The sequence below is a fragment of the Streptomyces sp. ME19-01-6 genome (assembly GCF_033793745.1).
In the GTDB taxonomy this organism is placed as follows: domain Bacteria; phylum Actinomycetota; class Actinomycetes; order Streptomycetales; family Streptomycetaceae; genus Streptomyces.
The window spans coordinates 35223-57978 of the sequence record NZ_JARAXF010000038.1; the positions used below are offsets into that span (position 1 = coordinate 35223).

A 22756-nucleotide genomic window follows, 5' to 3' on the forward strand; every position below is an offset into this window, starting at 1 on the left:
ACTGGCTGCTGGTGAGCGACCAAAGGGGGATCGGGTGAAGGCTCGGGTGCGGGCGATGGTGGGCGTGGCGGTGTCGCTCTCGGTGGCGCTGGTGGCGTGCGGTCCGGAGAAGGAGAAGGAGTACACGGGGGCGGAGCCTTCGAAGGGGTCCGCAGCCGACGCCGCGCGGTTCGCGCCGCTGGTGCGGCTCGCCAAGGGGGAGTCGCTGATGCCGATGGACGCGACGCGGTTCATCGGGCGGTCCGCGCTGCGCTTCGACCACGACGGCTTCTGCCGTGACGAGCAGCCGGTGGCTGATCCGGCCGACCCACGGCGGTTGGGGAGTGCGAGCAAGCCCTACCAGCACCAGGACGTGGAGCCGGGGAAGGCGTCGTCCAAACCGGTGTCCTGCCCCGGGCACGGGGGGAAGTGGCACGCCTCGACCGAGGTCGGCGGTGGTTTCTACCTCGACCCGCCGAAGGAGGTGCGCAAGGGCGAAGGCACCGGCGCGCCGGTCTACTGGGAGTACCACAAGCACAAGACCGACCCGGCGCGCGGGGCGTATGTGTACTGGTTCTTCTACGCCTACAACAACCTGGTTCCGGGCAACAGGCACGAGGGCGACTGGGAGCGCGTCGCGGTCCAGTTGCGTGACGGCAAGCCTGAGGCGGTGACGTTCGCGAAGCACGGCAAGGATACGTGCAGCGTGAAGTGGTCGGAACTGGATCCGCAGGACGGGCATCCGACCGTGTACTCGGCGCGTGGTTCACACGGCTCCTATCCGACTGATAAGGACCACTGGGTGAATGGCATGCGCGACCGGCCCTCGAAGGGCGGCGCCGAGTGGCGCACATGGGACAACGTCCGCCCCGTCGACGGCGAGCCGTGGTGGGGGTACGCCGGGTGGTGGGGCTCGCAGCAGCATGTGAACGGCTTCAACGGGCCGATGGGCCCGTACCCGAAGCGTCAACTGCCGGGCATCTTCACCAACAACAGTTGTGGGGGCGGCGACAAGGCGCCGACGGATCCGCCCAAGGACCAGCCCACGGAACAGCCCACAGATCAGCCCACGGACCAGGCCGCGCCCAAGACCAAGGAGGGGGCGATCCGGCGGTACGAGCAGTATCTGCACGCCGTGGGCCGGGAGGACATCAAGACGGTCTGCGAGGTGGCCGGGCCCGCGGCGAAGCAGGCGGAGGACCAGGGGTTCGGTCCGTGCACGTCCACGTTCCTCGTCACGTTCCAGATGATCTCGCCCACGCAGAAGAAGGCTCTGCAGACCGCGACGGTGGACCCGCAGAAGGTCGTCGTGCGATCGCCCGACAAGATCGACATCCCGGCCGCGGCGGTCAAGGCCTCTGTCACCTTCTCCGAAGGCGAGATCGGGACCTCCACCCTGGAGTACATGAAGGACGACTGGTTCATCACTGACTGAGCGCGTGTGGCGCGCTGTTGTCGTAATCGACAAGATCCAGTAACGTCACCCGACGTGAACACCGGACCGGCATCGCGCCACACACGGATCGGCTATCCGGTGGAGGTCTGACCGCACGGTGGGTGCGCAGAAAGCACCCCCTCAGTTCGGCACGTGGACCTCCCCGCGCTCGTGCACCGAGAGTCCCTTCTTCGTGTCGAGCAACAGCGAGGTCAGCCGAATGACAGTTTCGTTCAACCACACCATCATCGCCTCCAAGGACCGCAACGAGTCGGCTCGGTTCTTCCGGGATCTGCTGGAGATTCCGGAAGCACCGTCTTGGGGCCCGTTCACCAACATCCAGCTCCCCGACGGCGTGCTGCTCCAGTTTGCCGAGCCGCCGGTGGACATCCAGATGCAGCATTACGCGTTTCTGATCGACGACGAGCTCTTCGACCGGGCGTACCAGCGGCTCTGTGATGGCGGGATCGAGCACTGGGCCGATCCGCAGATGCAACGCCCCGGTGAGATCAACAACGGGCACGGCGGCCGAGGGGTGTACTTCAAGGACCCCGCCGGTCATGCGATTGAGCTGATCACACGCCCGTACCTGTAGCCGGGAGAGTCCCTGGTCGGGCGCCGAACATGGCACCCGACCAGGGCGTGTCAGCGGTGGCCCAGGACGTTGACCACGCGGCCGCCTGGGTCGCGGACGAAGAAGCGGCGGACGCCCCACTCCTCGTCCTGGAGGGGGTGGACGATCTCCGCGCCGACCTCGCGCATCGCCGCGTACGCCGCGTCCACGTCGTCCACCTCGATGCTCATGTCGGGCGAGACGGGTGCGGTCTTGTCGCTCGTCATAAAGCTGACCTGGGCCGCCGGGGTGGTGGGGGAGGCGAGGGTCATGATCCAGCCGTGGTTCATGACCTGCTCGAAGCCCAGCCGGCCGTAGAACTCCCGGTTCCGCTCCATGTCCTCGGAGTGGACAATGGGCATGACGCGGCGAATGGTCATCGGCAACTCCTGTCTGCGAACGGCGACATTACGCGGTGTTGGCCGCTCGCCTCATTCTCCTCCGCAACACCACGGAGCCCACCAGCACTCCCAGACCCGTACCCCAGACGGTCAATGAGGCAGTGGCGGATTCGTTGACATGGTCGCCGCTACCTTCCGGCGCGGGCAGATCGGCGGTCGCGAAGTGGGGGAGCAGCAGGAGGCCCACTCCGACCGTGGCCAGCACCGCCCAGCCCATGCGCTCGCGGCGCGGCGAGCGGGCGGAGAGCAGGGCGGCGGCCGTCAGGGCGAGGGCGCAGCCGAGGGCGGGGAGGACGGTGTGGACGAGCCATTCGGAGAGCAGGGGCCGCCAGTACCACTCCGCGTCGGGCCTCGGCTCGTCGAAGTAGTACAGGGTGCGGGGCTGGGGCGGGCCCGTGAAGTCCCGGACGGTCCCGGGGGCGGCGCCGGCCAGCAGGCCGCCGGTGAAGGCGAGGCCCGCCACGCAGGCCCGGCTCCCTCCGGGCGTGGACGTTTTCCCGAGCCGCAGGAACCAGATCGCGCACCAGCCCGCCAGGAGACCCAGCGCGACCCCCTTGGCCGCGCCGTAGCCGATCGGCGTCCAGACGTTCCAGGGGTAGTTGGCCATGTGCTCGGCGCGCCGGCTCCCCGCCAGGCCCCAGACGACCGAGCCCGCCGCCACTGCCCAGGGGACCACTCCGGCGGGGCGTTTTCTTTCGTTCATCGTCAAGGCGGACGCGCCCGCCGTCCCTATGGTTGCGGGTAGTCGCTGATCATGGTGTTGAAGTAGCCCTCGGGGAGTTCTTCGAGGTAGTCCAGCAGGTTGGCCAGGAAGTCGCGCAGCGGCGGGCGGGCGTTGTGGCGGTCGAGGTCTTCCTGGGAGCGCCAGACCTCGTACAGGAAGAGCCGGCCGTCCTCGTGCTCGTGGAGGTGGTATTGGAGGTTGCCCTCTTCCTGCCGGGTGGGTTCCACGAGGGAGGACAGGAGCTGTCTGACCTCGTCGGCGCGGTCCGGCTTGGGGCGCAGGAAGCCGTAGAGGGAGAGGGGCGCTTGCGTGGTCGTCGTCGTGGGTGTCGTGGTCGTCGTCATGCGGCAACGCTAAAGTCTGACATCAGTGTGAAGGTCAAGTCCGGTGGCGCCCGTATGCGGAACCCGGCACACTCCTTGTCGCGTCCCGTTGTGTGACGTCTGTTCAGACCTTCTGTCATGGGGGAGAGTTCACCGCGCATGAGCTACAACCAGCCGCCGCCAGGACCGTACGGCCCGCCTCCGGCACAGCCGCCGGGCCCGCCCCCCGGCCAGCCCCCGCAGGGCGGCCCGAATCCGTACGCGCAGGGGGTCCCGAACCCGGCCCCGAGCCCGTACGCGCAGGGCGGCGGCGGCCCGTACGCCCCGCCGCCGCAGCCCGGCTACGGCTATCCCCAGCAGTCGCAGCCCGGATACCCGCCGCCGGTCCCGCCCGGCATGCCACAGTCCCCGCAGAGCGGTGGCGGCAAGGGCAAGACAGGCCTGGTGATCGGCGCCGTGGTCGTGATCGGGGCGATCATCGGGGGTGTCGTGCTGCTGGGGGGCGGCGACGACGGGAAGGTGACCGACGACGGTAAGGACTACAGGCTCACCGCACCCCGGACCGTGCTCGGCGAATACACGAGTGACTCGGACGACAGCACTGCGCAACCGCTGGACGACGAGGAAGCGAAGGCGTTCGGCCTGACGACCGGCACGGGGGTGAACGCGGATTGGGCCACCTCAGGTGACGCGAAGAAGCTCGAGATGCTGGGTGCCTACGGGGAGGTGAAGGACCCGGAGAAGTCCGTCGACGCCTTCTTCGGCAACCTGAAGACGAGGAGCGAGAGGGCGGGCAGCGAGGACAGCGACGCCCTGTTGGTGGGCAGCCCGGAGCGTAAGTCGCCCGAGGGGTTCGAGAACGGCGTCATGAAGTGTCAGATCATCCGGGCCAAGGAGGAGCCGGACCCGGATGAGCCCAACTCGCTGGCGCTGTGCGCATGGGCCGATTTCGACACGGTGGCCGTGGTGGTTCCGCATGAGGGGGCGAAGAACCTGACGCTCGACGAGTCCGCCAAGATCGCCGCTGATCTCCGCAGGGAGGTGCGGGTGGAGGTCCCGAAATCGTCGTGACGCACGTCATGGGTGAGGCGGGTCACAAGGAAGTCATGGTGGATGTCGCCCGATTTTCCCTTTCCTTGTGACGGCATTCTTTCGACATTGTGAACCGGGCCGTGAAAACGGCCCGTTCCTCCAGGTCAGAGGTACTGTCGCGATTCGACCGACGTACCACCTGATGCTCAGCCATGGGGGAAACCGTGCTCACGTACCACCAGGTCATGACAGTCGACCTGTCTTACCTGGCGACCGCGGCCAAGCAATGGACGGAGGCCGCGAAGCAATTCTCGGACGTCCAGAAGCTGTATCAGGAGCGCGTCAAGTCGGTCGGCACGGACGGTAGCTGGACCGGCCAGGCGAATCTCGTCAGCCAGATCGGCATGGACGTCACGGACGAGCAATTCACCGCTGCGCAGACGGAGGCGAAGGCAATGGCCTCGATTCTGCGGGACGCGCACAGCCAGTTCGTGGAGCTGCGCGGGAAGGTGAAGTCCGCGGTCGCGGACGCGGTGAAGGCCGGAATGAAGGTCTCGGACGCCGGCATCGCGAGTTACGACTTCTCGAAGCTCAGCGAGAAGGAAGCCTTCACGATGCGGCACGATCCCGGCCTGCGCACGACCGAGCAGTCGTGGACCGAGTACATCGCGGCGGCGGTCAAGGCGGTCGACGACGCCGACCAGGGCGTGAAGCTCGCGCTGAAGGCGGCCGTGCGGGATCCCGACCCCCTCGACGGTGCCGTCAACGGCTTCAACGACAAGGCCGAAGGCGACATCGAGAAGGTCGAGGCCAAGGAGGCCGAGGACCTCGCGACCAAGCTCAACTCCGGCGACAAGCTGAGCGGCAAGGAGATGGCCGAATTCCGGCGGCTGTTCCGGGACAACGAGCACGACAAGGCGTTCAGCCAGACCTTCCTGGCCGGTCTGGGCCCCAAGGGCGTCATTCAGCTGAACAACAAGTTCCACAGCCTCGGCAAGGGCGATGACAAGAAGGACTTCACCGCCCTCCAGACGGGCGTGGCGACCTCGATCGCCACGGCCACCAAGTCGCCCTCCGACCCCTTCTACCAGAAGTGGCGCGAGGGCCTGCGCAAGGTCGGCGACGAGAACTTCGGGAAGAAGACGAACCCGCTCACCGGCTACCAGTCGTTCGTCGACCTGATGACGCACGGCAAAAGCTACGGGAAGCAGTTCCTCACCGACGTCGGCGACGACATCATCACCCTGGAGAAGAAGGACGACTTCGGGACCAGCCGGTGGACGCAGTGGGGCGCGGGCCACAAGGACTACAGGGGCGATCCGCTCGACACCCTGCTCGGCATCATGGGCAAGCAGCCCGATGTCGCGACGTCCTACCTCGACCCCGGCGCGGACGGCGGGAACGAACGCCTGAAGTATCTGCTCCAGGACCGTGACTGGCCCACATGGGACACCACGGCGGGCGGCCCCGTCACCGTCCCCGGCGGGAACGTCTTCTCCATGGACGACCCGCTCAACCGCCTGGGCCTGGGGGCCGCGCTGGAGGCGGCCGCCACCGGCAGTGTTCCGGGCACCGAGCATCTGCTGGGCGGGCACACCGAGGCCGAGGCGCGGGTCATGCACGACACCATCACGCTGCTCAACAAGGACTGGAAGGGCGACGAGATGCCCGCCAACCTGCGGTCGAGCCTGGGTCACATGCTGGTGGACTACACGTCCGACACCCACGAGATCCTGTCCCGCACCAACGAGAACTACAAGGTCAACGCGGACGGCAGCGGGGTGTGGAACGACGACGGCACGGTCCGTATGGCCGTGTCCCCCGAGGAGCTGTCCCGCATCATGCGCGGCGTGTCGGAGGACCCCGCCGCCTACGCCGGGATGTACGACGCCGAGCGGCAGTACGCGGCGCAGACGCTGGCCGGAACCGACTTCAACCACCCGAACGACCGCACCGCCGCCATCAACGCCGCCTCCTCCACCTTCGGCTTCTACGACGGGGTCAGCTCCGATATCGCCTTCGACAAGAGGGACAAGGCGGTGCAGTGGGCCTCGGACGTCCGGACGGCCGCCTTCACCGTCCCCGCAGTCGCGTTCAACTTCGTTCCGTCGTCGCCTGCCGCCGTGCCGGTCCTCGGCAACGTGGTCCAGTCCATCCTCTACGTGGGCATGTACGAGTGGGGCAAGGACCAGGTCGCCCAGGCCGGCCAGACGGCGATGCTGGAGAACATGAAGACGTTCGACGTCGGGCAGCGGCAGGTGGACGCCCTCGTCGTGGGCTGGAGCAAGGAACACGGGGAGGACGCCGACAGCGGCCTCACCAGGACCCTCGTCGGCTCCGGCCAGGAACGCCACGACAGCGCGCGGCGGGAGGCGCTGCAGGCCCTGGGGCGGCCGGGGTTCTAGGCGGCCGGTCAGAAGCCGTCAGGGACCCCGTCAGGGAGCCGTCCGGCGGGCCGCCGCGCGGTAGTGGTCGCGGATGTCCTGGCGCAGCAGCGCGCCGAACCCCGCCTGCTCCACCCGGGAGGCGAGCTGGTCGCGGCTCACCCCCAGGGCGTCGGCGGTCGCGCCGAAGTGCCAGTCGTGGGCCGCGAGGAGGGTGAGCAGATGGCCGCGCCGGGTCTGGGCCTCCGAGAGGCGGAAGGTCTTGAGGTAGGCCAGGCGGCCGTCCTCGTGGGTGATGGTCTCGCCGATGTGCTGCTCGGTGTTGCGGTGGAAGGGCGGCAGGAAGCGGGACAGGGTGAAGGGCCCCATCGTGCGGACGCGCTGGAGGGTGTACGACGCGTCGAGCAGCCCGCCCGCCATGGTGTGGTCGTGGAACTCGGCCCACTCCCGCTGGTGCCGGGCGGCCTCCGCCCGCAGCTCGGCCAGCGAGCCCACCGCGCTGTCGCGGATCCGGGCCCGGAACTCCGGGACCGGGCCGTGCAGCGTGGTGTAGTGGTGGATCAGCTCCCCGAAGAGGTCCAGGACCAGCGAGGGGTGCAGGGCCCGGTAGTCGTCGGGGTGCGGCACCACGAAGGTGGCGGCGAGGGCGTCGGCCGCGTAGACCATGACCCCGCACTGGCCGGGGTGGATCTCGAAGAGCCGCAGCGCATCGCGCAACCCCTCCACCTCGGCCCCGACATACGCCTGCTCGACCCGCGGGGACAGACCGCGGCTGACCGCCCGGTGCGACCACTCCTCCCAGACCACCTCGGGGCCGCCGAAGTGCAGCGCCAGATAGCCCTCCAGGGCCAGGTGGAGCGGCAGGAAGCGCACCCGGTTCTTGTCGACGCGGCGGGCCATCCGGCGGTGGAAGCGGAGCGGCACGCACGGGGGGCGCGGCCCGTGGGCGTCCCGCTCCAGTTGGGTGCCGTAGGAGGACGCGGGGGAGCCGTCGTCGGTCCAGGTCGCCACGTAACCGTGCGGGATGTACGAGCAGTACGCGGTGCGCCGGTCCACCGCGACGGCGGCGAAGTCGTCGCCGTAGAGCCGGTCGTCCAGGCGCAGGTCGGCGATCGGCTCGTCGCGCACCAGCGGCACCAGGCGGATCGCGCCCCACACCTGGGAGGGCAGCGCGGTCAGGCCCGTGAGCGCCACGAGCGGCGCCGTGTCCGCGGTCACCGATCCACCTCCAGAAAACTCCGTACGCGGGCGTTCACATGCGTCCACAGCTCGGCCGCGCGGGTGCGGCCCTCCGCGAACTGGGCGAGCTCCACCAGGGCCGGGAGGTCCTCCGCGTCGCGGACCCCGACGGTCGGCACCTCCCGCGCCAGCCGCCGTACGTCGAAGTCCTCCGCGTCGTACACCGGGTTGAGGTGCACCACGCTGGTGCGGCCCTGGGGGTCCAGCCGGGTGCGCCATATTCGCAGCACCTCGCCGGCCAGGCCGGGCGGCGCGTTGTCCCAGCCGTCGGAGACGATGACGAGCCGGTCCGGCCGGTGCTCCAGCGCGTCCAGGACGCGGGCCCCCAGCGGCGTCGGGCCCAGCGGATACGTCAGCAGCGCGTCGGTGCGCCCGGACAGCCACAGCGGAATCAACTCGCCGGCCAGCGCCTCCAGCAGGAAGTGGCAGCCCAGTGCCACCGCCAGCGGGCGGCGCCGCTTCTGCGCCGAACCGAAGGCCGAGAAGCTGTCGTCCAGCACCGCGGCCACCCGGCCCCAGCTGCCCGTGCGCGGGCCCGCGGTGCGTCGCGCGGCCGCCCGCAGCGCGGCGGTCAGCTCCTCGCGGCGGCGGACGCGGTCGTCCAGGGGGAGGGAGAGGACATAGCTCGCCAGCCGGGTCAGGGGCATCGCGGCCAGGTCGCCGGCCACCGCGTCCGCCCGGTGTTCACGGGCCGACTCCTGCAGCCGCAGCCGCTCCAGCCGGGTCAGCCGCGGGGCGATCCGCTCCAGGAAGGCGCCCCGGTCGATGCCGTGCTTGACCGCGAACCCCTCGGCGACGGTGTACGGCAGCTCGTACAGCGCGCTTTGGGTGTAGTGGGCGCGGCGCCAGGCGTCGAACAGGGGGGTGGAGAAGCCGGTCCTGCGGGTGTGCGGCGCGAAGAGGAAGAGGCCGAGCTCGGTGTCGAGCGGCAGATGGGCATGGCGGGCGGCGGCCTTGACCCCGGCGCGGTACTTGACCGCGTCGAGGGCCGGATCGGGGCGGGCCGCCAGCCAGTCCCGCATGATGGCCCGGGTGCGGCGGTTGTTGACCCCGGCCCGGCGCAGCTCGCGGAAGAGCCGGTACACCCGCTGCGGCGGAAGCAGGGCCAGCCGCCCGGCGATCAGCCGCCCCTCGGTGCGGCGCTGCTCGGGTGACGCCTCGGAGGCGGTCTCCAGCAGCCTGCGCACGATCAGTGCCGCGTTGTGGTGGTTGATGTCCAGCGCGAGCGTCGCCGCGTACAGCTCCCGGTAGTTGCCGAGTACATACGCGTGCAGGAACTCCAGCGACATGCGCTGCTGCCATTCGCCGGAGCGGAACTCCCGCTGCCCGGTCGAGGTGATCGCCGCGTTCATGAACAGCAGCAGGTCCTCGGCCGCCACGAGGTCGGTCCGGTTCTCCATCGAGGGGCTCCCCCTGGCGGCATATGTGCGGGTGTCGGCCGGGGAATGGGGGCACGAACTGCGAATCATCGCTTAACAGGCGGGTTCCGGAAGTCGCACCGGAGTCCCGCGGCCGACTGTGGCACGCTAACACCCGCGTCGTACGCTCCGCCCCCCGGTTTCGGGGTCCCTCGGACAGCGGCTCACGCAGACAGCCGTGGTCTCAGGCAGTGGGGCGCGGGGCGGAGAGCCGGCAGGGTATCTCGATCGTCACCATCGTCGGCCCGCCGACCGGGCTGCTGATGGCCAGCACCCCGTCGAAGGTGCCCAGCCGCCGCTGCACTCCGCTCAGCCCGGAGCCCTCCGCGGCGGACGCCCCGCCCTCCCCGTCGTCGGTCACCGTGATCCGCAGGGCGCCGCTGTCGTGATGGACGTCGATCCACACCCGCTCGGCGCCGGAGTGCTTGGCCGCGTTCGTCAACAGCTCGCTGATCGCGAAGTACGCCGCCGACTCGACCGGCTCGTCGGCCCGCCCCGGGAGGTCCGCCTCCACCTCCACGGACAGCGGCATCCGCAGCGCCAGGGCCCGCACGGCGTCACCCAGGCCCCGCTCGGCCAGCACCGGCGGATGGATGCCGCGGACCAGGTCGCGCAGCTCGGCCAGCGCCTCGGCGGAGCTGGCGCGGGCCGCCGCGAGCAACTCCTTGGCCTTGGCAGGGTCCTTCTCCATGAGCGCCTCGACGGTGCCCAGGCTCATGCCCATGGCGACCAGACGGGCCTGCGCCCCGTCGTGCAGATCCCGCTCGATGCGGCGCAGCTCGGCGGCGGAGGTGTCGACCGCGTCATGCCGGGTCTCGGTGAGGTGCTGGACCCGCTCGGCGAGCGTCATCCGCGGCGTGGGGGCGAGGAAGGCCCGGCCGACCAGGAAGTGGGCGCGCAGCAGAACGGGGGTGGCGAAGACGCCCAGGACGAGGAAGCCACAGCCCAGCAGGGCGGCGTAATTCGCGGTGGACTGGGAGGTGACCGGGATGAACCCGTACCAGTAGGTGCCCGCCGCGTGCACGATCGGCCGCCAGGTGCCCAGCGCCAGGACCCAGCCCTCCACCCCGTACGGCATCAGGACAAAGGCCAGCAGGGCCACGACGGTCCCGGCGGTCATGTCGATGAGCAGCCACAACAGATCCCGCCAGGTCGCCGGGTCCTTCAGCAGCAGGGAGCAGCGCTCCACCACGCCCACGACCCCGCCGCGCCGGTCGGGAGGCAGGGGGCGGTACGGCAGCGGGATCTGGACGCCGGACCAGCGGGCGGCCATCAGCCGTCGGTGATTGGCATGGGCCCGCACCGCGCCGAGCAGCGGCGGGGTGGTGAGCACCCCCAGGCCCAGGGGGATGAAGGCCAGGGAGACCACCAGCAGCGTGAACAGCGTGATCGACCCGGCCAGCGAGGCGATCGCGAGCCACAGCCCACGGGCGGCGGCCACCAGCGCCTTGCGTACCCTCATTGGACATCTCCCTGACGCCGCTCCCGCGGGACCCGCGCCGGGGCCCGCACCCGGCGCGGGACGCTCCGCACGGCCGGACGGTTCAAGTCTGGCGGACCCGCCCGCCGCGGTCACTCGGCCCTGCCCCCGTCCCGGGGTATACCTAGCCCCACCCCTGGGACTCTCCTTTTGCTTCAGCCGATTGGGGACTTGTGCGGCTGGGGCGCGAGCCCGCCTTTTTCTAGCGTCGATGACGTGACCTCAACAGTCCTTTCAGTCCGTTCAGTCCTGTCGGTTCCGTGCAGGACTCACACCTCTCGGGGGGAGACGCGATGAGCGCAACGAGGCGGGGCCTCGCCGTACGGCTCGGCGGGTGGAGCACCCGGCACCGCAAGACCGCGATCATCGGTTGGCTGCTGTTCGTCGTGGTCGTCGCGGTCGTCGGCGGCATGTCCGGCATCAACGAGATGACCAACTCCGAAGGCGGAACCGGCGACTCGGCGCGCGCCGAGAAGATCCTGGAGGACGCCGGGCTCAAGGATCCCGCGGGCGAGATGGTGATGTTGCGCAGCGCCGAGCCGGACGGCTGGCGGACCGCCGCGAGCGACCTCACGGCGCGGTTGGAGAAGTCCGGTGAGGCGGTACGGATCCAGCCGCCGGTGCGCTCCGGGAGCGGCCGGGAGGGGCTGGTCAGCTTTGAGATGAAGGGCGACGCGGACACCGCGGGGGACCGGATGGAGCCGGTGCTCGACGCGGTGGACAAGACCGGCGATGCCCATGAGGGCATCAGGCTGTACGAGTTCGGCGACGCCACCTTCGCGCACAGCCTGAACGGCATCCTCTCCGGCGACCTGAAGACGGCCGAACTCACGGCCGTGCCCCTGGCGCTGGGCATCCTGCTGGTGGTCTTCGGCGCCCTGGTCGCCGCGCTGCTGCCGGTGTTCCTCGGGGTGACCGCCTGCATCGGCACCTTCGGCCTGCTCGCGCTGGCCAGTCACAAGCTGCCGCTGTTCTCCAGCACCCAGTCCGTGATGTTCCTGGTGGGCCTGGCCGTCGGCGTCGACTACTGCCTGTTCTACCTGCGCCGCGAGCGCGACGAGCGGGCCGCGGGCCGGGACGCCGAGACCGCGCTGCGTATCGCCGCGGCGACCAGCGGACGGGCGGTGCTGGTCTCCGGCATCACGGTCATGCTGGCCATGTCGGGCATGTTCCTGTCGGGTCTGCTGCTCTTCAAGGGCTTCGCGGTCGCCACCATCCTGGTCGTCTTCACCGCGATGCTCGGCTCGGTGACGGTGCTGCCCGCGATGCTGTCCTGGCTCGGCGACCGGATCGACGCCGGGCGGGTGCCGCTGCGGGGCCGCCGCAGCAGGAAGGGCGTGCACGCCAGCGGTGGCATCTCCGGCCGGCTGATGAAGCCGGTGCTGGCCAAGCCGGGTCTGTTCGCGGTCCTCGCCGGCGCGGTGCTGCTGGCCCTGTGCGCCCCCGCGCTGGGCATGAAGACCGAGCAGCTCGGCATGGAGAAGCAGTTCGGCAAGGACTCGAAGCTCACCGTGGCCTTCAAGGAGATCACCGGCGCCTTCCCCGGAGGCCCCGCCCCGGCCGAGGTGATCGTACGGGCCGACGACGTCTCCTCGCCCCGCTTCCAGGGCGCGGTGGCCGACCTGAAGAAGAAGCTCGCCGCCACGGGCGAGTTCGGCAAGACCGTCAAGGTCGAGCTGTACAAGGACAAGGACGTGGCGCGCATCGAGGTGCCGCTGGCCGGCAACGGCTCCGACGACGCCTCCAAGCACGCCCTGCGCACCCTGAAGGACGACCTCGTCCCGCAGATCCTCGGCCCGGTCGCGGACAAGGCGTACGTGGGCGGCGAGACGGCCGCGAACGTCGACTTCAACGATCAGCTCGCCGACGGCTTCCTTCCGGTGCTCCTGTTCATCGCGGCCGTGACCTTCCTGCTGATGCTGGTCTGCTTCCGGTCGCTGCCGATCGCCATCACGGCGATCCTGCTCAACCTGCTGTCGGTCGGGGCCGCGTACGGCACGATGACCGCCGTCTTCCAGCACGGCTGGGGCGCGGAGACGCTGGGCATGGAGCCGGCCGGCGCGGTCGAGTCCTGGATGCCGCTGTTCGTCCTGGTGATCCTGTTCGGGCTGTCGATGGACTACCACGTGTTCGTGGTGTCCCGGATCCGTGAGGCGCACGAGCGGGGCCTGAGCACCCGGGAGGCGATCCGCGACGGCATCCGGTCCACGGCGGGCTCGATCACCGGAGCGGCCGCCATCATGGTCGCGGTGTTCGCGGTCTTCGCCCTGCTGCAGATGCAGGACATGCAGCAGATGGGCGTCGGCCTCGCGGTCGCGGTGCTGGTGGACGCCACGCTCGTCCGGATGGTGCTGCTGCCCTCGGTGATGGCGCTGCTCGGAGAGCGCAACTGGTACCTGCCGCGGGCGCTGTCCTGGCTGCCGCGCCTCGATCACGGCGGGCACGACGAGGAGCCGCTGCCGCCCGTGGCCCAGGGCCACCAGCCGCCGGTGTCCCTCGGCCGCTGATCTCGCGAACGATCAGCCCGCCGCGCCGGATCAGGCCGTATGCCGCCTGACCCGGCGCGGCGGGCGTCGTGCTGCCGTGTGAGCGTCCGCCGAATGAGTGCCGGCCGCCTCAGGCGGTCGGCACGTACTTGTAGCCGACCCGGCGGACCGTCACGATCGTGCCCCGGTGCTCGGCGCCCATCTTCCGCCGCAGCCGGGCGACATGGACGTCCACCGTCCGCCCGTCGCCGACGTGGCCGTACCCCCACACCGTGGTCACCAACTGATCGCGGGTGTGCACTCGGTGCGGGTGCGCCACCAGGTGGGCCAGCAGCTCGAACTCCAGATACGTCAGGTCGAGCGGCCGCCCGGCGACCTGCGCGGTGCGCTGGTCGGGGTCGATCCGTACGAGCTCGTCGCCCGTGGCCGCGCCGCCCTCCCCGGCCTGCCCGATCTGGCCGGCCTGCCCGGTCTGGCTCGCCGCCGCGGTATCGGCGGCGGGGACGAGCACGAGATAGCCGACCATCGGCGGCTGCCCGGGGAGCGTGGGCAGCGTGTGCGCGGGAGCGGGCAGCCAGGTGGCGCCGGGGTGCAGCAGCTCGGCGACCGGCGGCACCTCGTCGGGTGCGACGGCGCGCAGCCGCTGCCGGTGCGGATAGGAGTGCGGAGGGGAGGGACGGCCGGGGGTGGTGGCCGGGGCGCCGGAGGGGGAAGCGGAGGAGACGGCGGAAGCGGACAGACTTCGGACGTTCGTCATGGGATTCGGCTCTTTCGCGCTCAAGGGGCGTCGGTGGACGTCGTGCGCGCGGGCTGGGCCGCCGGGGATCACCGGGGCAGGGCGGCTGAACGGTCGAATGCCGTCAGCGGCCGAGCGAGCGGGCCCGCGCATGCGATGCGCGGCAACACTCGCGGTCGAAGTGGTGCGCCTGCCGGGACGGCCAGAACGGCTTGAGGTCGAGGGGACCCGTCGCGGCGTCATGAAGGCTGGCCATGGACCTATTGAAGCAGACGACCGGCCCCCGGCGCTCGCCGCGGTGGCGGGGTGCGACGATGCCCACATAACGGGTCCGCCCGAGCGCGGCCCGCCACGACCCCGTAAGGAGCGCGTTCCCCATGCCGCACATCGTCGTCGAGTACTCCGACACCCTGACCGAGGCCTTCGACCGGCGCGCCTTCGGCCTCGCCCTGCACCCGGTCGTGGCCAAGACCGTCGACACTCAGGTCGCAGGCTGCAAGACCCGGTTCCGCCGGATCGAGGAGGCCGTCCTGGCCGACGGCGCCCCGCACCACGCCATGATCCATATCGAGGTGGCGATCCTGTCCGGCCGGGACGCCGAGACCAAGCGGGAGCTGTCCGGCGCCGTGCTGGAGGTCGCGCGCGCCCATCTGGCACCGGTGGCGGGGCTGACCGTGCAGACCACCGTCAATGTGACCGACCTCGATCGCGCCTGGTACGCCAAGCACGAGCAGGTCTACCCGGCCTGACCGGGTCAGGGTTCCGGGTACCAGCACCCCGACCGCGCCGGGGGCCCTGCGTGACCCGTACGACCCGTACGACCCTCCGCGGCCGGTGGAGGTGGCGGCGCTCTTCCCCGAGATCGTCCCCTTCCGGCGCGGGGCGACCGGTCCCGTGCTGCAGCTGTACGCGGCCGATGTGCCCGACCTGCCGTTCCCGCCCGGCACGGATCTGCTCCAGCTGCTGTGGTGCGCGTAGGACCACGAGCGCTACTACGCGCCCTGGCCCGAACTGCGCCGGCGCGTGGAGTATCCGCAGTGGGACCTGCCCGAGGAGCTGTCCCAGGGCCTCGGGGAGCGGTTCGACCGGCTGAAGGAGGAGAGCGGCTGGTCGTACTGGTACGCGCTGTTGGTCGCCCCCCGTCAAGTTGGGCGGCTACCCCACCTGGACGCAGCATCCCGACTGGCCCGACTGCCCGGACTGCGGGCGCCGGATGGACCATCTGCTCACCGTCGACAGCGTGGAGTTCGACGGCGGGTCCGCGAAGACCTGGCTGCCCGTCGAGGACCGGCCGCCCGCAGGGGAGATCGGCGACCTCCCCTACGAGCGGCGGAACGCCGTGCAGCGGGCCCCGGGCCTGATGATCGGCGACATGGGCGGCGTGTACGTGTTCATCTGCCCGCGCTTCCCGAAGACGCCGTACGACCACCGGTCCGACGCCAGCTGAACCGGCGGCGCGAACCTACGAGTTGACCTGGGCGGCCACCAGCGAGGAGAAGGTGGTCAGCCGGGTGTAGACGCCCGGGGCACCGGCCGCCGCGCAGCCGTCGCCCCAGGAGGTGATGCCGACCGGCTTGCCGCCGATGACCAGCGTCCGCCGCGTCCGCCGCGTGCGGCTCGTGCTCCCGGTGCTCCCGGTCCAGCAGACCCAGCGCGGCGGCCTCGGCGCGGCCCGCCGCGCGCAGCAGCGCGACGGTGGGGCGGTCGGCGGCGCTCGCGATCAGCAGCGTGCGGCGGCCCGCCGTGGGCAGGGCGCGCAGCCGGTCGAGGACCAGGTCGCGCACGGCGGGCGGCACCGGCAGCGGCTCGCGGGGGCGAAGCGCCGCGCACGACTCGGCGCTCGGCTCCGTGCCCGACTCAGTGCCCGACTCGGCAAGCGCGCGGGCGAGTTGGAGGGCGAAGAAGGGATTGCCGCCGCTGGCGCGGTGGATCTCGCGCAGGACGGAATCGGGGAGTGCCGCGTGTCTTCGTGTTCCCAGTGGTGCTTGTGCCCCAGCCAGGCCGCCGACGGACAGCTCCGCGGCCAGGGCGCGCAGCACGGTGGACTTGCCGATACCGGCCGGCCCCGGCGGCAGCACGCTGCCGCCGCGCGTCAGCTGCTCGCGCCCGCGCGCCAGCAGTTCGCCGCGCCCGGCCACGGGCTCCGGGCGTGGTCCCGAACGCCATGCGGAATGCCATGCGGGATGCGGCTCGGAATGCTGCTTCACGGGCATAACCCCTCCCTCGCCGCTCAAACAGACATCTACCTATAAATCAAGGCGAGGCGCACAATGGTGGTGCGGCATCGCGCCGCACTGCGCGGTCAGACTTGCATGGATCGAAGGAGGCGAGTCGTATGGCCGACGTCTCACGTCACAGGAGTGATATCACGCGCCACCCCGACGTAACCGAGATGCGCGAGCGCTACGCACGCATGCTTGGTGCGCGGGATGTTGTCTTCGTCGACGGGCCGGTGCTCCTGACCGGTCTCTACTTCGCCATCTCCCCCTGGGTGATCCACTTCTCGGGCACCCGCCCCGACCTCACGGTCAACAACCTCATCCTGGGCATCTGCGTGGCCCTGCTGGGCGTCGGCCTGACCACGGCGCCGCGCCGGATGTACAGCCTGTGCTGGGCGATGTCCGCGATCGGTGTATGGATGATCATCTCTCCTTGGGTGGTCACACGATTCCCCGACGCCGGAATGATCTGGAACAACGTCGTTGTCGGCGCCATCACGTGCGTGCTCGGACTGGTCGCGGCCGGGGTGCTGATGCGCACCGGCCGGGAGACGCGAGAGGCGTGAAGTGACAAGGGCCGTCGGCCGCATGACCCCACCGGTCGTGCGGCCGACGGCCTTCGCCTGATGGCTTTCCGCTGACGGACTGCCAGTTCCCGCCCCGAGGCCCGGGGTCGGCGTCCCCGAGATACGGCCGAGATGCACGGGCCGGACAATGAGCGCACCCCCGGGGCGTCACGTACACACCCGTAGGGACCACTCGAGGCTACGTCCAGGGAATGAGGCAGATCGCATCATGCGTATCGCACTGAGCCAGATCGTCAGCGGCCCGCGCCCGGAGCGGAACCTTGCCGCCCTTCGGGAGCAGGCACACCGCGCCGCCGCGGCCGACGCCCGCCTGATCGTCTTTCCCGAGGCCGCCATGGCGTGCTTCGGCACCCCGCTGGGGCCGCTCGCCGAGCCGCTGGACGGCCCGTGGGCCACCGAGGTCCGGCAGATCGCCAAGGACACCGGTCTGGTGGTCGTGGCGGGCATGTTCACACCGGCGCCCCACGGCCGGGTGACCAACACCCTGCTGGCCACCGGCCCCGGGGTGGAGACCTCGTACGACAAGATCCACCTGTACGACGCCTTCGGCTACGCGGAGTCCGACTCCGTCGCGCCCGGCTCGAAGGTGGTGACCTTCGACCTGGAGGGCGTCCGGATCGGCCTGGCCACCTGCTACGACGTGCGCTTCCCCGAGCTGTTCCGGGCCCACGCCGACGCGGGCGCCCAGCTCTCGCTGCTGCCCGCCTCCTGGGGCGCGGGGCCCGGCAAGCGCGAGCAGTGGGAGCTGCTCATCCGGGCGCGGGCGCTGGATGCCACCGTATGGCTGGCCGCCGTGGGCCAGGCCGACCCCGCGGCCACCGGCACCCTGGCGGCCGAGGCGGCCGACCCGGCGGCCCCCACCGGCATCGGCCACAGCGCCGTGGTCGGCCCCGACGGGACCGTGCGGCAGCGGCTGGGGGCGACCCCGGGGCTGCTGGTGGCGGAGGTCAGCACCGACGAGGTCACGGCCGTTCGGCGCAAGGTGTCCGTCCTGGCCAACCGGAGGCTGGGCCGGAACATGTGACGTACGGGCCGCTCCGAGCTGCCCGTACGGCGCTCCCGGCGCACACTGGAAGCGCGCGCCGGGAGCGCCAGGAGTGACCGGGGGAGGAGGTCGCGATGGAGTTCGACGTCGTCGTGGAGATCCCCGAGGGATCCCGCAACAAGTACGAGATGGACCATGAGTCGGGGCGGATCCGTCTGGACCGGATGCTGTTCACCGCCACCAAGTACCCGGCCGACTACGGCTATATCGACCACACCCTGGGGCGCGACGGCGACCCGCTGGACGCCCTGGTCACGGTGGGTGAGCCCACGTTCCCCGGGTGTGTCATCGAGTGCCGGGCCATCGGGATGTTCTGCATGAGCGACGAGAAGGGCCCGGACGAGAAGATCCTGTGCGTCCCCGCCCACGACCCGCGCTACGCCAATGTGCAGGACATCGGCGATGTCCCCGAGTTCGACCGGATGGAGATCACTCACTTCTTCGAGGTCTACAAGGACTTGGAACCCGGCAAGTCCGTCGAGGGCTCCCACTGGGAGGGCCGCGACCAGGCCTACGCGGAGATAGCGGCCTCGCGGACCCGGGCGGCGGAGTCGGCCCGGCCTTAGACGTCTGGGACGCCCCGGTCGTTCTGAAGGGTCCACAGCTCCCGGAACAGCCCGGGAGAGTCGACCAGTTCCGCGAAGGTGCCCTGCTGGATCACCCGGCCGCGGTCCAGGACCACGATGCGGTCGGCGACGGCGACGTTCGCCAGGCGGTGGGTGACCAGGACGACCGCGCGGTCCTTCGCCAGCCGCCGCAGTCCCGCGAAGACGCGGTGTTCGGCGCGGGCGTCGAGGGCGCTGGTGGGCTCGTCCATCACCAGCAGTCCGGCGGGCCGGTGGAAGGCGCGCGCCAGGGCGATGCGCTGCCATTGGCCGCCGGACAGCTCCACCCCGCCCCACCACTGCCGGGCCAGCAGGGTGTCCAGGCCGCTGCGCAGCCCGTCCAGGATCTCGTGCGCCCCGGAGTGCACGGCGGCTTCCCGTACCGCCTCGTCCCCGCCGTGCGGCTGGCCGAGGGTGATGTTCTCGCGGGCGGACAGCGGCCAGTGGGCGTAGTCCTGGGGTACGACCGCGGTGTGCCGCCACAGCGCGTCCGGGTCGAGGTCCCCGGTCTTGGCGTCGTCCCAGGTCACCGCGCCGCTGGAGGGCAGATACAGACCCGTGAGCAGCTTGCTCAGGGTGGTCTTGCCGGAGCCGTTCTCGCCGACCAGGGCGAGGACCTCACCGCGCCGGACCTCGACGCTCACCTCGTCCAGGGCCGGCGCGTCCGACTCCGGGTACCAGTAGGTGACCGACTCGGCCCTGACCACCTTCGGAGCGGACGCGACCCGGCCGCCGCGCCGCATCCGGTGGCCGCCCGCCTCCTCGATGAACTCCGCCCAGTCGTCCAGATACAGCCCGGTACGGAACAGCCGGGTGCCGTATCCCACCATGCCGCGCAGCGAGGAGCCCACCGTGCGCAGCGCGAAGACCGCGGTGCCCGCCGAGGCGACGGACATCCGCCCCGAGCCCAGGAGCAGCGCCAGCGCCGCCCACACCAGCCCGGAGGCCACCCCTCCGGCCAGCGCGCCCAGCACCGCGAACCGTGCCCCCCGGTGGGCTGCCCGGTCGGTCGCGGCGTCGACCCGCGCGCCGATGGCGCGGTAGCGGTCGAGCAGGAACGACGCCATGGTGCCCGAGCGCAGCTGGTCGGCGATGTCCTTGTCGACCATGTACCAGCGCAGCAGCCCGAGCGTCCGCCGCTCGGCGCTCATCGCGCGCGAGGTCTCGTAGTGCACCCGGGCCGCCTTCATCCCGGCCACCCCCTGCGGCAGCGCCGCGAGCAGCAGCAGTGGCAGCAGCGCCGGGTGCAGCACGGCCACCACGCCCGCCGCCGCCACCAGGGAGGCGAGGCAGGCCGTCAGCTGCTGGGACTCGATGATCAGATCCTGGGCGACGTCGGCGCCCCGGTCGGCCGCGTCCCACTTGTCGTTGAACCCGGGGTTGTCGTACGCCGCCAGCTCGGCGTTGATCGCCGCGTCCAACATCTGCATCTCGGCCTCCCGGGAGATCCGGGGGGCCAGCCGGGCGGAGATGTTGGACACGGCGATGCCCAGCAGCGCCCGTAACCCGGCCGCCCCGGCCAGCACCGCGAGCGAGGGCAGCGCCTCCCGGACCCGCTCGGCCATGTGCCCGGTGGAGATCAGCGCCGTGATCGTGCCGGTGGTGGCCAGCAGCCCGAACGCCTCGAAGAACCCCGACAGCACCTGGCACAGCACCAGCCCCACCACCGCCCGGCGGTCCACCTGCCACGCCAGCACCAGCGCCCGCCGCACCAGTTGCGGCAGCCTGCGGGCCATGGACCGGCCGGTGATCGGGTTCCGATCGAACGCCGCGAGCGTGCGCGACCGGAACCGCAGTTCCTCGGCGGGCCGCTGCTCGGCGGACGGCTCGGTCGGATGGTCGACCGGCTGGTCGATCGGCTCGTCGGAGGCCTGGGCTGTCATCGGATCCCCCCTGTGGCGGTGCGTGCCTGGCGGCAGGGTGTTCCGCGAGGCGGTGCCGTTCGGCGAGGCGGTCGGTCCCACACGCTGCCGCATGGCCCACCGCGGCGCCCGGCCTACGGCTCGGATCCACCCGAACGGGGCATGGCCGGGCCCGGCCCGGCCACCGGGCCTCAGGCCCGGCCGCGGGTCTTCTGGGAGCGCCGGGAGAGCGAATCGAGGACGACCGCGGCGAGCAGCACCCCGCCGGTGATCATGAACTGGACGGCCGACTGGATGCTCAGCAGGGCCATGCCGGAGGCGATCGACTGGATGACCAGGATGCCCAGCACCGCGCACCAGGTCCGGCCGTGGCCGCCGAACAGACTGGCGCCGCCGATGACCGCCGCCGCGAGGGCGTTCAGCAGGAGGATGCCGGAGCCGGAGGACTGGCTCACCGAGGTGATCCGCGAGGCCAGGAACAGCCCGCCGAGTGAGGCCATCGTGCCGGACATCATGAGGACCGAGATCCGCACCCAGGTCACGCGGACCCCGGCCCTGCGCGCCGCCTCGACGCCGCCGCCCAGTGCGTAGACCGTGCGGCCGTAGGGCGTGCGGCGCAGCAGCACATCCAGGGCGGCGACCAGGACGACGAAGATCAGCAGAGCGAGCGGCAGGCCCTGGAACTGGTTGAGCACATAGGCGGCCGCGAACGCGACCACCGCTATCGCGCCGGTGCGTACCGCGATCTCGCGGAGTGGCCGATACGGCATCGCGGCGGCCCTGCGGCGGTGTCGGTCGCGGTACGCGGCGAGGAAGTAGGCGGCCGCGCCGAGGGCCGCGAGGCCGTAGGCGGCGGCGATGTCGTTGAAGTAATGGCTGGTCAGCTGGGCGACCAGGCCCTGGTCGTCGAGGTTGATGGTGCCGCTCCGGCTGAGGATGTAGAGGCTGAGGCCGTTCCAGGCCAGCAGCCCGGCGAGGGTGACGACGAACGCGGGCACGCCGAATCTGGCGAAGAAGAACCCGTGCAGGGCGCCGATGGCCGTGCCGGAGAGCACGGCGATGATCAGCGCGAGCCACTCCGGTACACCCTCGTTCACGTTCAGCGTGGCGAAGACGGCCGCCGCCAGCCCGCTGACCGAGCCGACCGACAGATCGATCTCGCCGATCAGCAGAACGAAGACGATGCCGACCGCGATCAGGCCGGTGCCCACGATGTCCACGCTGAGGTTGGACAGATTGCGCGGGGAGAGGAAGTTGCTGTTGAGGCTCCCGAAGACGACCCAGATGGCCAGCAGGCCCAGGACGACCGGGAGCGAGCCGAGTTCGCCGCCGTTCAGCCGCCGCCAGGTCTCGCCGAGGGCGCCCTTGACGCGCCGGCCGGGTACCAGGGCGCGGGCGTTCACAGCCCCGCCTCCCCGGCACGGGGCGGACGGCGGGCATGGGAGGTGGCGCCGGTGATGGAGGAGATGATCTGTTCCTGGGATGTGGTCATCACATCGAAGAAGCCGTTGTTGCGGCCCAGGCGCAACACCGCGGCGTGGTCCGCGACGGCTTTGACATCGCCCATGTTGTGGCTGATCAGCAGCACCCCCAGACCACGGTCGCGCAGCCGCTCCACCAGGTCGAGGACCTGGGCGGTCTGCTCGACGCCCAGGGAGGCGGTGGGCTCGTCGAGCAGCAGCAGCCTGGGGTCGCCCAGCAGCGAGCGGGAGATCGCGACGGTCTGCCGCTGGCCGCCGGAGAGGGTGGCCACCGGGAGGCGCACATCGGGGATGCGGATGGACAGGGCCCGCAGCAGATCGCGGGTGCGGCGCTCCATCTCCACCTCGTCGAGAAGGCCGAGCCTGCGTACCTCGCGGCCGAGGAAGACGTTGCCGACGACATCGAGGTTCTCGCACAGCGCCAGGTCCTGGTAGACGGTCGCGATGCCCAGGCTCTGCGCGTCGTGGGGGCGCTTGACCTGGACCATGCTGCCCTTCCACTCGATGACGCCCTGATCGGCGGGGCCGACCCCGGCGATCACCTTGACGAGGGTGGACTTGCCGGCGCCGTTGTCGCCCAGCAGAGCGACGACCTCACCGGTATGGACCTCCAGATCGACGTCGGCGAGCGCCTGGACGGCGCCGAAGCGCTTGGAGACGCCGCGCAACGCCAGCAGGGGCGGAGTCGGCACGGTGACCATCTCCCT

At 70.9% G+C, this 22756-nt stretch carries 22 protein-coding genes and 2 pseudogenes; 11 read left to right on the plus strand and 13 right to left on the minus strand.

Annotated features, from left to right (window positions below; translation table 11 throughout):
- Window positions 1-34 precede the first annotated feature (34 nt).
- Both PV419_RS45130 and PV419_RS45135 read left to right on the plus strand, forming a co-directional pair.
- Window positions 35-1414, plus strand: a complete 1380-nt coding sequence (locus PV419_RS45130; protein ID WP_319699103.1) for a hypothetical protein — start codon at window positions 35-37, stop codon at window positions 1412-1414.
- A gap of 220 nt (window positions 1415-1634) precedes the next feature.
- The gene (locus tag PV419_RS45135) at window positions 1635-2009 is read left to right on the plus strand and encodes a VOC family protein (protein WP_319699216.1); all 375 of its coding nucleotides are present in this window, start codon (window positions 1635-1637) and stop codon (window positions 2007-2009) included.
- Window positions 2010-2059: 50 nt separating this feature from the next.
- Here PV419_RS45135 and PV419_RS45140 read toward each other — a convergent pair whose 3' ends face one another.
- The 3 genes from PV419_RS45140 to PV419_RS45150 are packed head-to-tail and all read right to left on the minus strand — an operon-like array spanning window position 2060 to window position 3496.
- Window positions 2060-2407 carry a VOC family protein gene (locus tag PV419_RS45140; protein ID WP_319699105.1) on the minus strand — a complete coding sequence of 116 codons (348 nt, stop codon included), beginning with the start codon at window positions 2405-2407 and terminating at the stop codon, window positions 2060-2062.
- Window positions 2408-2435: 28 nt separating this feature from the next.
- A complete protein-coding gene (locus PV419_RS45145) occupies window positions 2436-3131 on the minus strand; it encodes a hypothetical protein (RefSeq protein ID WP_319699107.1) in 696 nt (231 codons plus the stop codon).
- A gap of 26 nt (window positions 3132-3157) precedes the next feature.
- Entirely contained in the window at window positions 3158-3496 is a 339-nt protein-coding gene (locus tag PV419_RS45150; protein WP_319699109.1) for a putative quinol monooxygenase, read from the minus strand.
- Window positions 3497-3634: 138 nt separating this feature from the next.
- On the opposite strand from PV419_RS45150, the gene PV419_RS45155 reads away from it, so the two are divergent.
- Both PV419_RS45155 and PV419_RS45160 read left to right on the plus strand, forming a co-directional pair.
- Window positions 3635-4546, plus strand: coding sequence for a hypothetical protein (locus PV419_RS45155; protein ID WP_319699111.1), 912 nt, complete (start codon window positions 3635-3637; stop codon window positions 4544-4546).
- A gap of 206 nt (window positions 4547-4752) precedes the next feature.
- Window positions 4753-6912 (plus strand): hypothetical protein, encoded by a 2160-nt coding sequence (locus PV419_RS45160; protein WP_319699113.1) that lies wholly within the window; start codon window positions 4753-4755, stop codon window positions 6910-6912.
- Window positions 6913-6942: 30 nt separating this feature from the next.
- Here the strand turns inward: PV419_RS45160 and PV419_RS45165 are convergent, their stop codons facing one another.
- The 3 genes from PV419_RS45165 to PV419_RS45175 form a co-directional block, all read right to left on the minus strand.
- Window positions 6943-8109 (minus strand): ARPP-2 domain-containing protein, encoded by a 1167-nt coding sequence (locus tag PV419_RS45165; RefSeq protein ID WP_319699114.1) that lies wholly within the window; start codon window positions 8107-8109, stop codon window positions 6943-6945.
- Window positions 8106-9530: a hypothetical protein gene (locus PV419_RS45170; protein ID WP_319699116.1), complete on the minus strand. Its 1425-nt coding sequence runs from the start codon at window positions 9528-9530 to the stop codon at window positions 8106-8108. Before PV419_RS45170 ends, PV419_RS45165 begins: the two co-directional genes overlap by 4 nt.
- A 202-nt stretch (window positions 9531-9732) precedes the next feature.
- Entirely contained in the window at window positions 9733-11010 is a 1278-nt protein-coding gene (locus PV419_RS45175; RefSeq protein ID WP_319699118.1) for a sensor histidine kinase, read from the minus strand.
- Between the two features lie 311 nt (window positions 11011-11321).
- Between PV419_RS45175 and PV419_RS45180 the strand changes: the two genes are divergently transcribed.
- Complete coding sequence (locus tag PV419_RS45180; RefSeq protein ID WP_319699120.1) at window positions 11322-13535, plus strand: MMPL family transporter; 2214 nt, start codon at window positions 11322-11324, stop codon at window positions 13533-13535.
- A gap of 109 nt (window positions 13536-13644) precedes the next feature.
- Here the strand turns inward: PV419_RS45180 and PV419_RS45185 are convergent, their stop codons facing one another.
- Window positions 13645-14271 (minus strand): winged helix-turn-helix domain-containing protein, encoded by a 627-nt coding sequence (locus PV419_RS45185; RefSeq protein ID WP_319699122.1) that lies wholly within the window; start codon window positions 14269-14271, stop codon window positions 13645-13647.
- Between the two features lie 103 nt (window positions 14272-14374).
- A complete protein-coding gene (locus PV419_RS45190; protein ID WP_319699124.1) occupies window positions 14375-14629 on the minus strand; it encodes a hypothetical protein in 255 nt (84 codons plus the stop codon).
- On the opposite strand from PV419_RS45190, the gene PV419_RS45195 reads away from it, so the two are divergent.
- The 3 genes from PV419_RS45195 to PV419_RS45205 all read left to right on the plus strand — a co-directional run bounded on the left by PV419_RS45195 (window position 14628) and on the right by PV419_RS45205 (window position 15697).
- Complete coding sequence (locus PV419_RS45195; protein ID WP_319699125.1) at window positions 14628-14999, plus strand: 5-carboxymethyl-2-hydroxymuconate Delta-isomerase; 372 nt, start codon at window positions 14628-14630, stop codon at window positions 14997-14999. The genes PV419_RS45190 and PV419_RS45195 overlap by 2 nt on opposite strands.
- An 85-nt stretch (window positions 15000-15084) precedes the next feature.
- Window positions 15085-15228: a hypothetical protein gene (locus tag PV419_RS45200; protein ID WP_319699127.1), complete on the plus strand. Its 144-nt coding sequence runs from the start codon at window positions 15085-15087 to the stop codon at window positions 15226-15228.
- A 169-nt stretch (window positions 15229-15397) separates the two neighbouring features.
- Window positions 15398-15697, plus strand: coding sequence for a hypothetical protein (locus PV419_RS45205; RefSeq protein WP_319699129.1), 300 nt, complete (start codon window positions 15398-15400; stop codon window positions 15695-15697).
- Window positions 15698-15712: 15 nt separating this feature from the next.
- On the opposite strand, the pseudogene PV419_RS45210 reads toward PV419_RS45205, so the two are convergent.
- Window positions 15713-15858: pseudogene (locus tag PV419_RS45210) on the minus strand (trypsin-like serine protease); the annotation flags it as partial.
- A gap of 23 nt (window positions 15859-15881) precedes the next feature.
- Window positions 15882-16463, minus strand: a pseudogene (locus PV419_RS45215) (hypothetical protein); the annotation flags it as partial.
- Window positions 16464-16585: 122 nt separating this feature from the next.
- Here PV419_RS45215 and PV419_RS45220 point away from each other — a divergent pair.
- The 3 genes from PV419_RS45220 to PV419_RS45230 all read left to right on the plus strand — a co-directional run bounded on the left by PV419_RS45220 (window position 16586) and on the right by PV419_RS45230 (window position 18667).
- Entirely contained in the window at window positions 16586-17035 is a 450-nt protein-coding gene (locus PV419_RS45220; RefSeq protein ID WP_319699130.1) for an SPW repeat protein, read from the plus strand.
- Between the two features lie 229 nt (window positions 17036-17264).
- Window positions 17265-18080 carry a carbon-nitrogen hydrolase family protein gene (locus PV419_RS45225; RefSeq protein WP_319699132.1) on the plus strand — a complete coding sequence of 272 codons (816 nt, stop codon included), beginning with the start codon at window positions 17265-17267 and terminating at the stop codon, window positions 18078-18080.
- Window positions 18081-18175: 95 nt separating this feature from the next.
- On the plus strand, window positions 18176-18667 hold the full coding sequence (locus tag PV419_RS45230) for an inorganic diphosphatase (protein WP_319699133.1): 492 nt from the start codon (window positions 18176-18178) through the stop codon (window positions 18665-18667).
- Here PV419_RS45230 and PV419_RS45235 read toward each other — a convergent pair.
- The 3 genes from PV419_RS45235 to PV419_RS45245 all read right to left on the minus strand — a co-directional run bounded on the left by PV419_RS45235 (window position 18664) and on the right by PV419_RS45245 (window position 22750).
- Window positions 18664-20589: an ABC transporter ATP-binding protein gene (locus tag PV419_RS45235; RefSeq protein ID WP_319699135.1), complete on the minus strand. Its 1926-nt coding sequence runs from the start codon at window positions 20587-20589 to the stop codon at window positions 18664-18666. The two genes, PV419_RS45230 and PV419_RS45235, sit on opposite strands and share 4 nt — an antisense overlap.
- Window positions 20590-20759: 170 nt before the next feature.
- Entirely contained in the window at window positions 20760-21971 is a 1212-nt protein-coding gene (locus PV419_RS45240; RefSeq protein WP_319699137.1) for an ABC transporter permease subunit, read from the minus strand.
- Window positions 21968-22750: an ATP-binding cassette domain-containing protein gene (locus PV419_RS45245; RefSeq protein ID WP_319699139.1), complete on the minus strand. Its 783-nt coding sequence runs from the start codon at window positions 22748-22750 to the stop codon at window positions 21968-21970. The genes PV419_RS45240 and PV419_RS45245 overlap by 4 nt, the downstream gene beginning before the upstream one ends.
- Between the last annotated feature and the right edge of the window lie 6 nt (window positions 22751-22756).

Excerpts from the sequence above, each read along its gene's own strand:
- PV419_RS45135 (WP_319699216.1), top strand. The coding sequence starts at position 1,635 with ATGACAGTTTCGTTCAACCACACCATCATCGCCTCCAAGGACCGCAAC.
- PV419_RS45140 (WP_319699105.1), bottom strand. The coding sequence starts at position 2,407 with ATGACCATTCGCCGCGTCATGCCCATTGTCCACTCCGAGGACATGGAG.
- PV419_RS45145 (WP_319699107.1), bottom strand. The coding sequence starts at position 3,131 with ATGAACGAAAGAAAACGCCCCGCCGGAGTGGTCCCCTGGGCAGTGGCG.
- PV419_RS45150 (WP_319699109.1), bottom strand. The coding sequence starts at position 3,496 with ATGACGACGACCACGACACCCACGACGACGACCACGCAAGCGCCCCTC.
- PV419_RS45155 (WP_319699111.1), top strand. The coding sequence starts at position 3,635 with ATGAGCTACAACCAGCCGCCGCCAGGACCGTACGGCCCGCCTCCGGCA.
- PV419_RS45160 (WP_319699113.1), top strand. The coding sequence starts at position 4,753 with ATGACAGTCGACCTGTCTTACCTGGCGACCGCGGCCAAGCAATGGACG.
- PV419_RS45170 (WP_319699116.1), bottom strand. The coding sequence starts at position 9,530 with ATGGAGAACCGGACCGACCTCGTGGCGGCCGAGGACCTGCTGCTGTTC.
- PV419_RS45175 (WP_319699118.1), bottom strand. The coding sequence starts at position 11,010 with ATGAGGGTACGCAAGGCGCTGGTGGCCGCCGCCCGTGGGCTGTGGCTC.
- PV419_RS45180 (WP_319699120.1), top strand. The coding sequence starts at position 11,322 with ATGAGCGCAACGAGGCGGGGCCTCGCCGTACGGCTCGGCGGGTGGAGC.
- PV419_RS45185 (WP_319699122.1), bottom strand. The coding sequence starts at position 14,271 with ATGACGAACGTCCGAAGTCTGTCCGCTTCCGCCGTCTCCTCCGCTTCC.
- PV419_RS45195 (WP_319699125.1), top strand. The coding sequence starts at position 14,628 with ATGCCGCACATCGTCGTCGAGTACTCCGACACCCTGACCGAGGCCTTC.
- PV419_RS45190 (WP_319699124.1), bottom strand. The coding sequence starts at position 14,629 with ATGGGGAACGCGCTCCTTACGGGGTCGTGGCGGGCCGCGCTCGGGCGG.
- PV419_RS45220 (WP_319699130.1), top strand. The coding sequence starts at position 16,586 with ATGGCCGACGTCTCACGTCACAGGAGTGATATCACGCGCCACCCCGAC.
- PV419_RS45225 (WP_319699132.1), top strand. The coding sequence starts at position 17,265 with ATGCGTATCGCACTGAGCCAGATCGTCAGCGGCCCGCGCCCGGAGCGG.
- PV419_RS45230 (WP_319699133.1), top strand. The coding sequence starts at position 18,176 with ATGGAGTTCGACGTCGTCGTGGAGATCCCCGAGGGATCCCGCAACAAG.
- PV419_RS45235 (WP_319699135.1), bottom strand. The coding sequence starts at position 20,589 with ATGACAGCCCAGGCCTCCGACGAGCCGATCGACCAGCCGGTCGACCAT.
- PV419_RS45245 (WP_319699139.1), bottom strand. The coding sequence starts at position 22,750 with ATGGTCACCGTGCCGACTCCGCCCCTGCTGGCGTTGCGCGGCGTCTCC.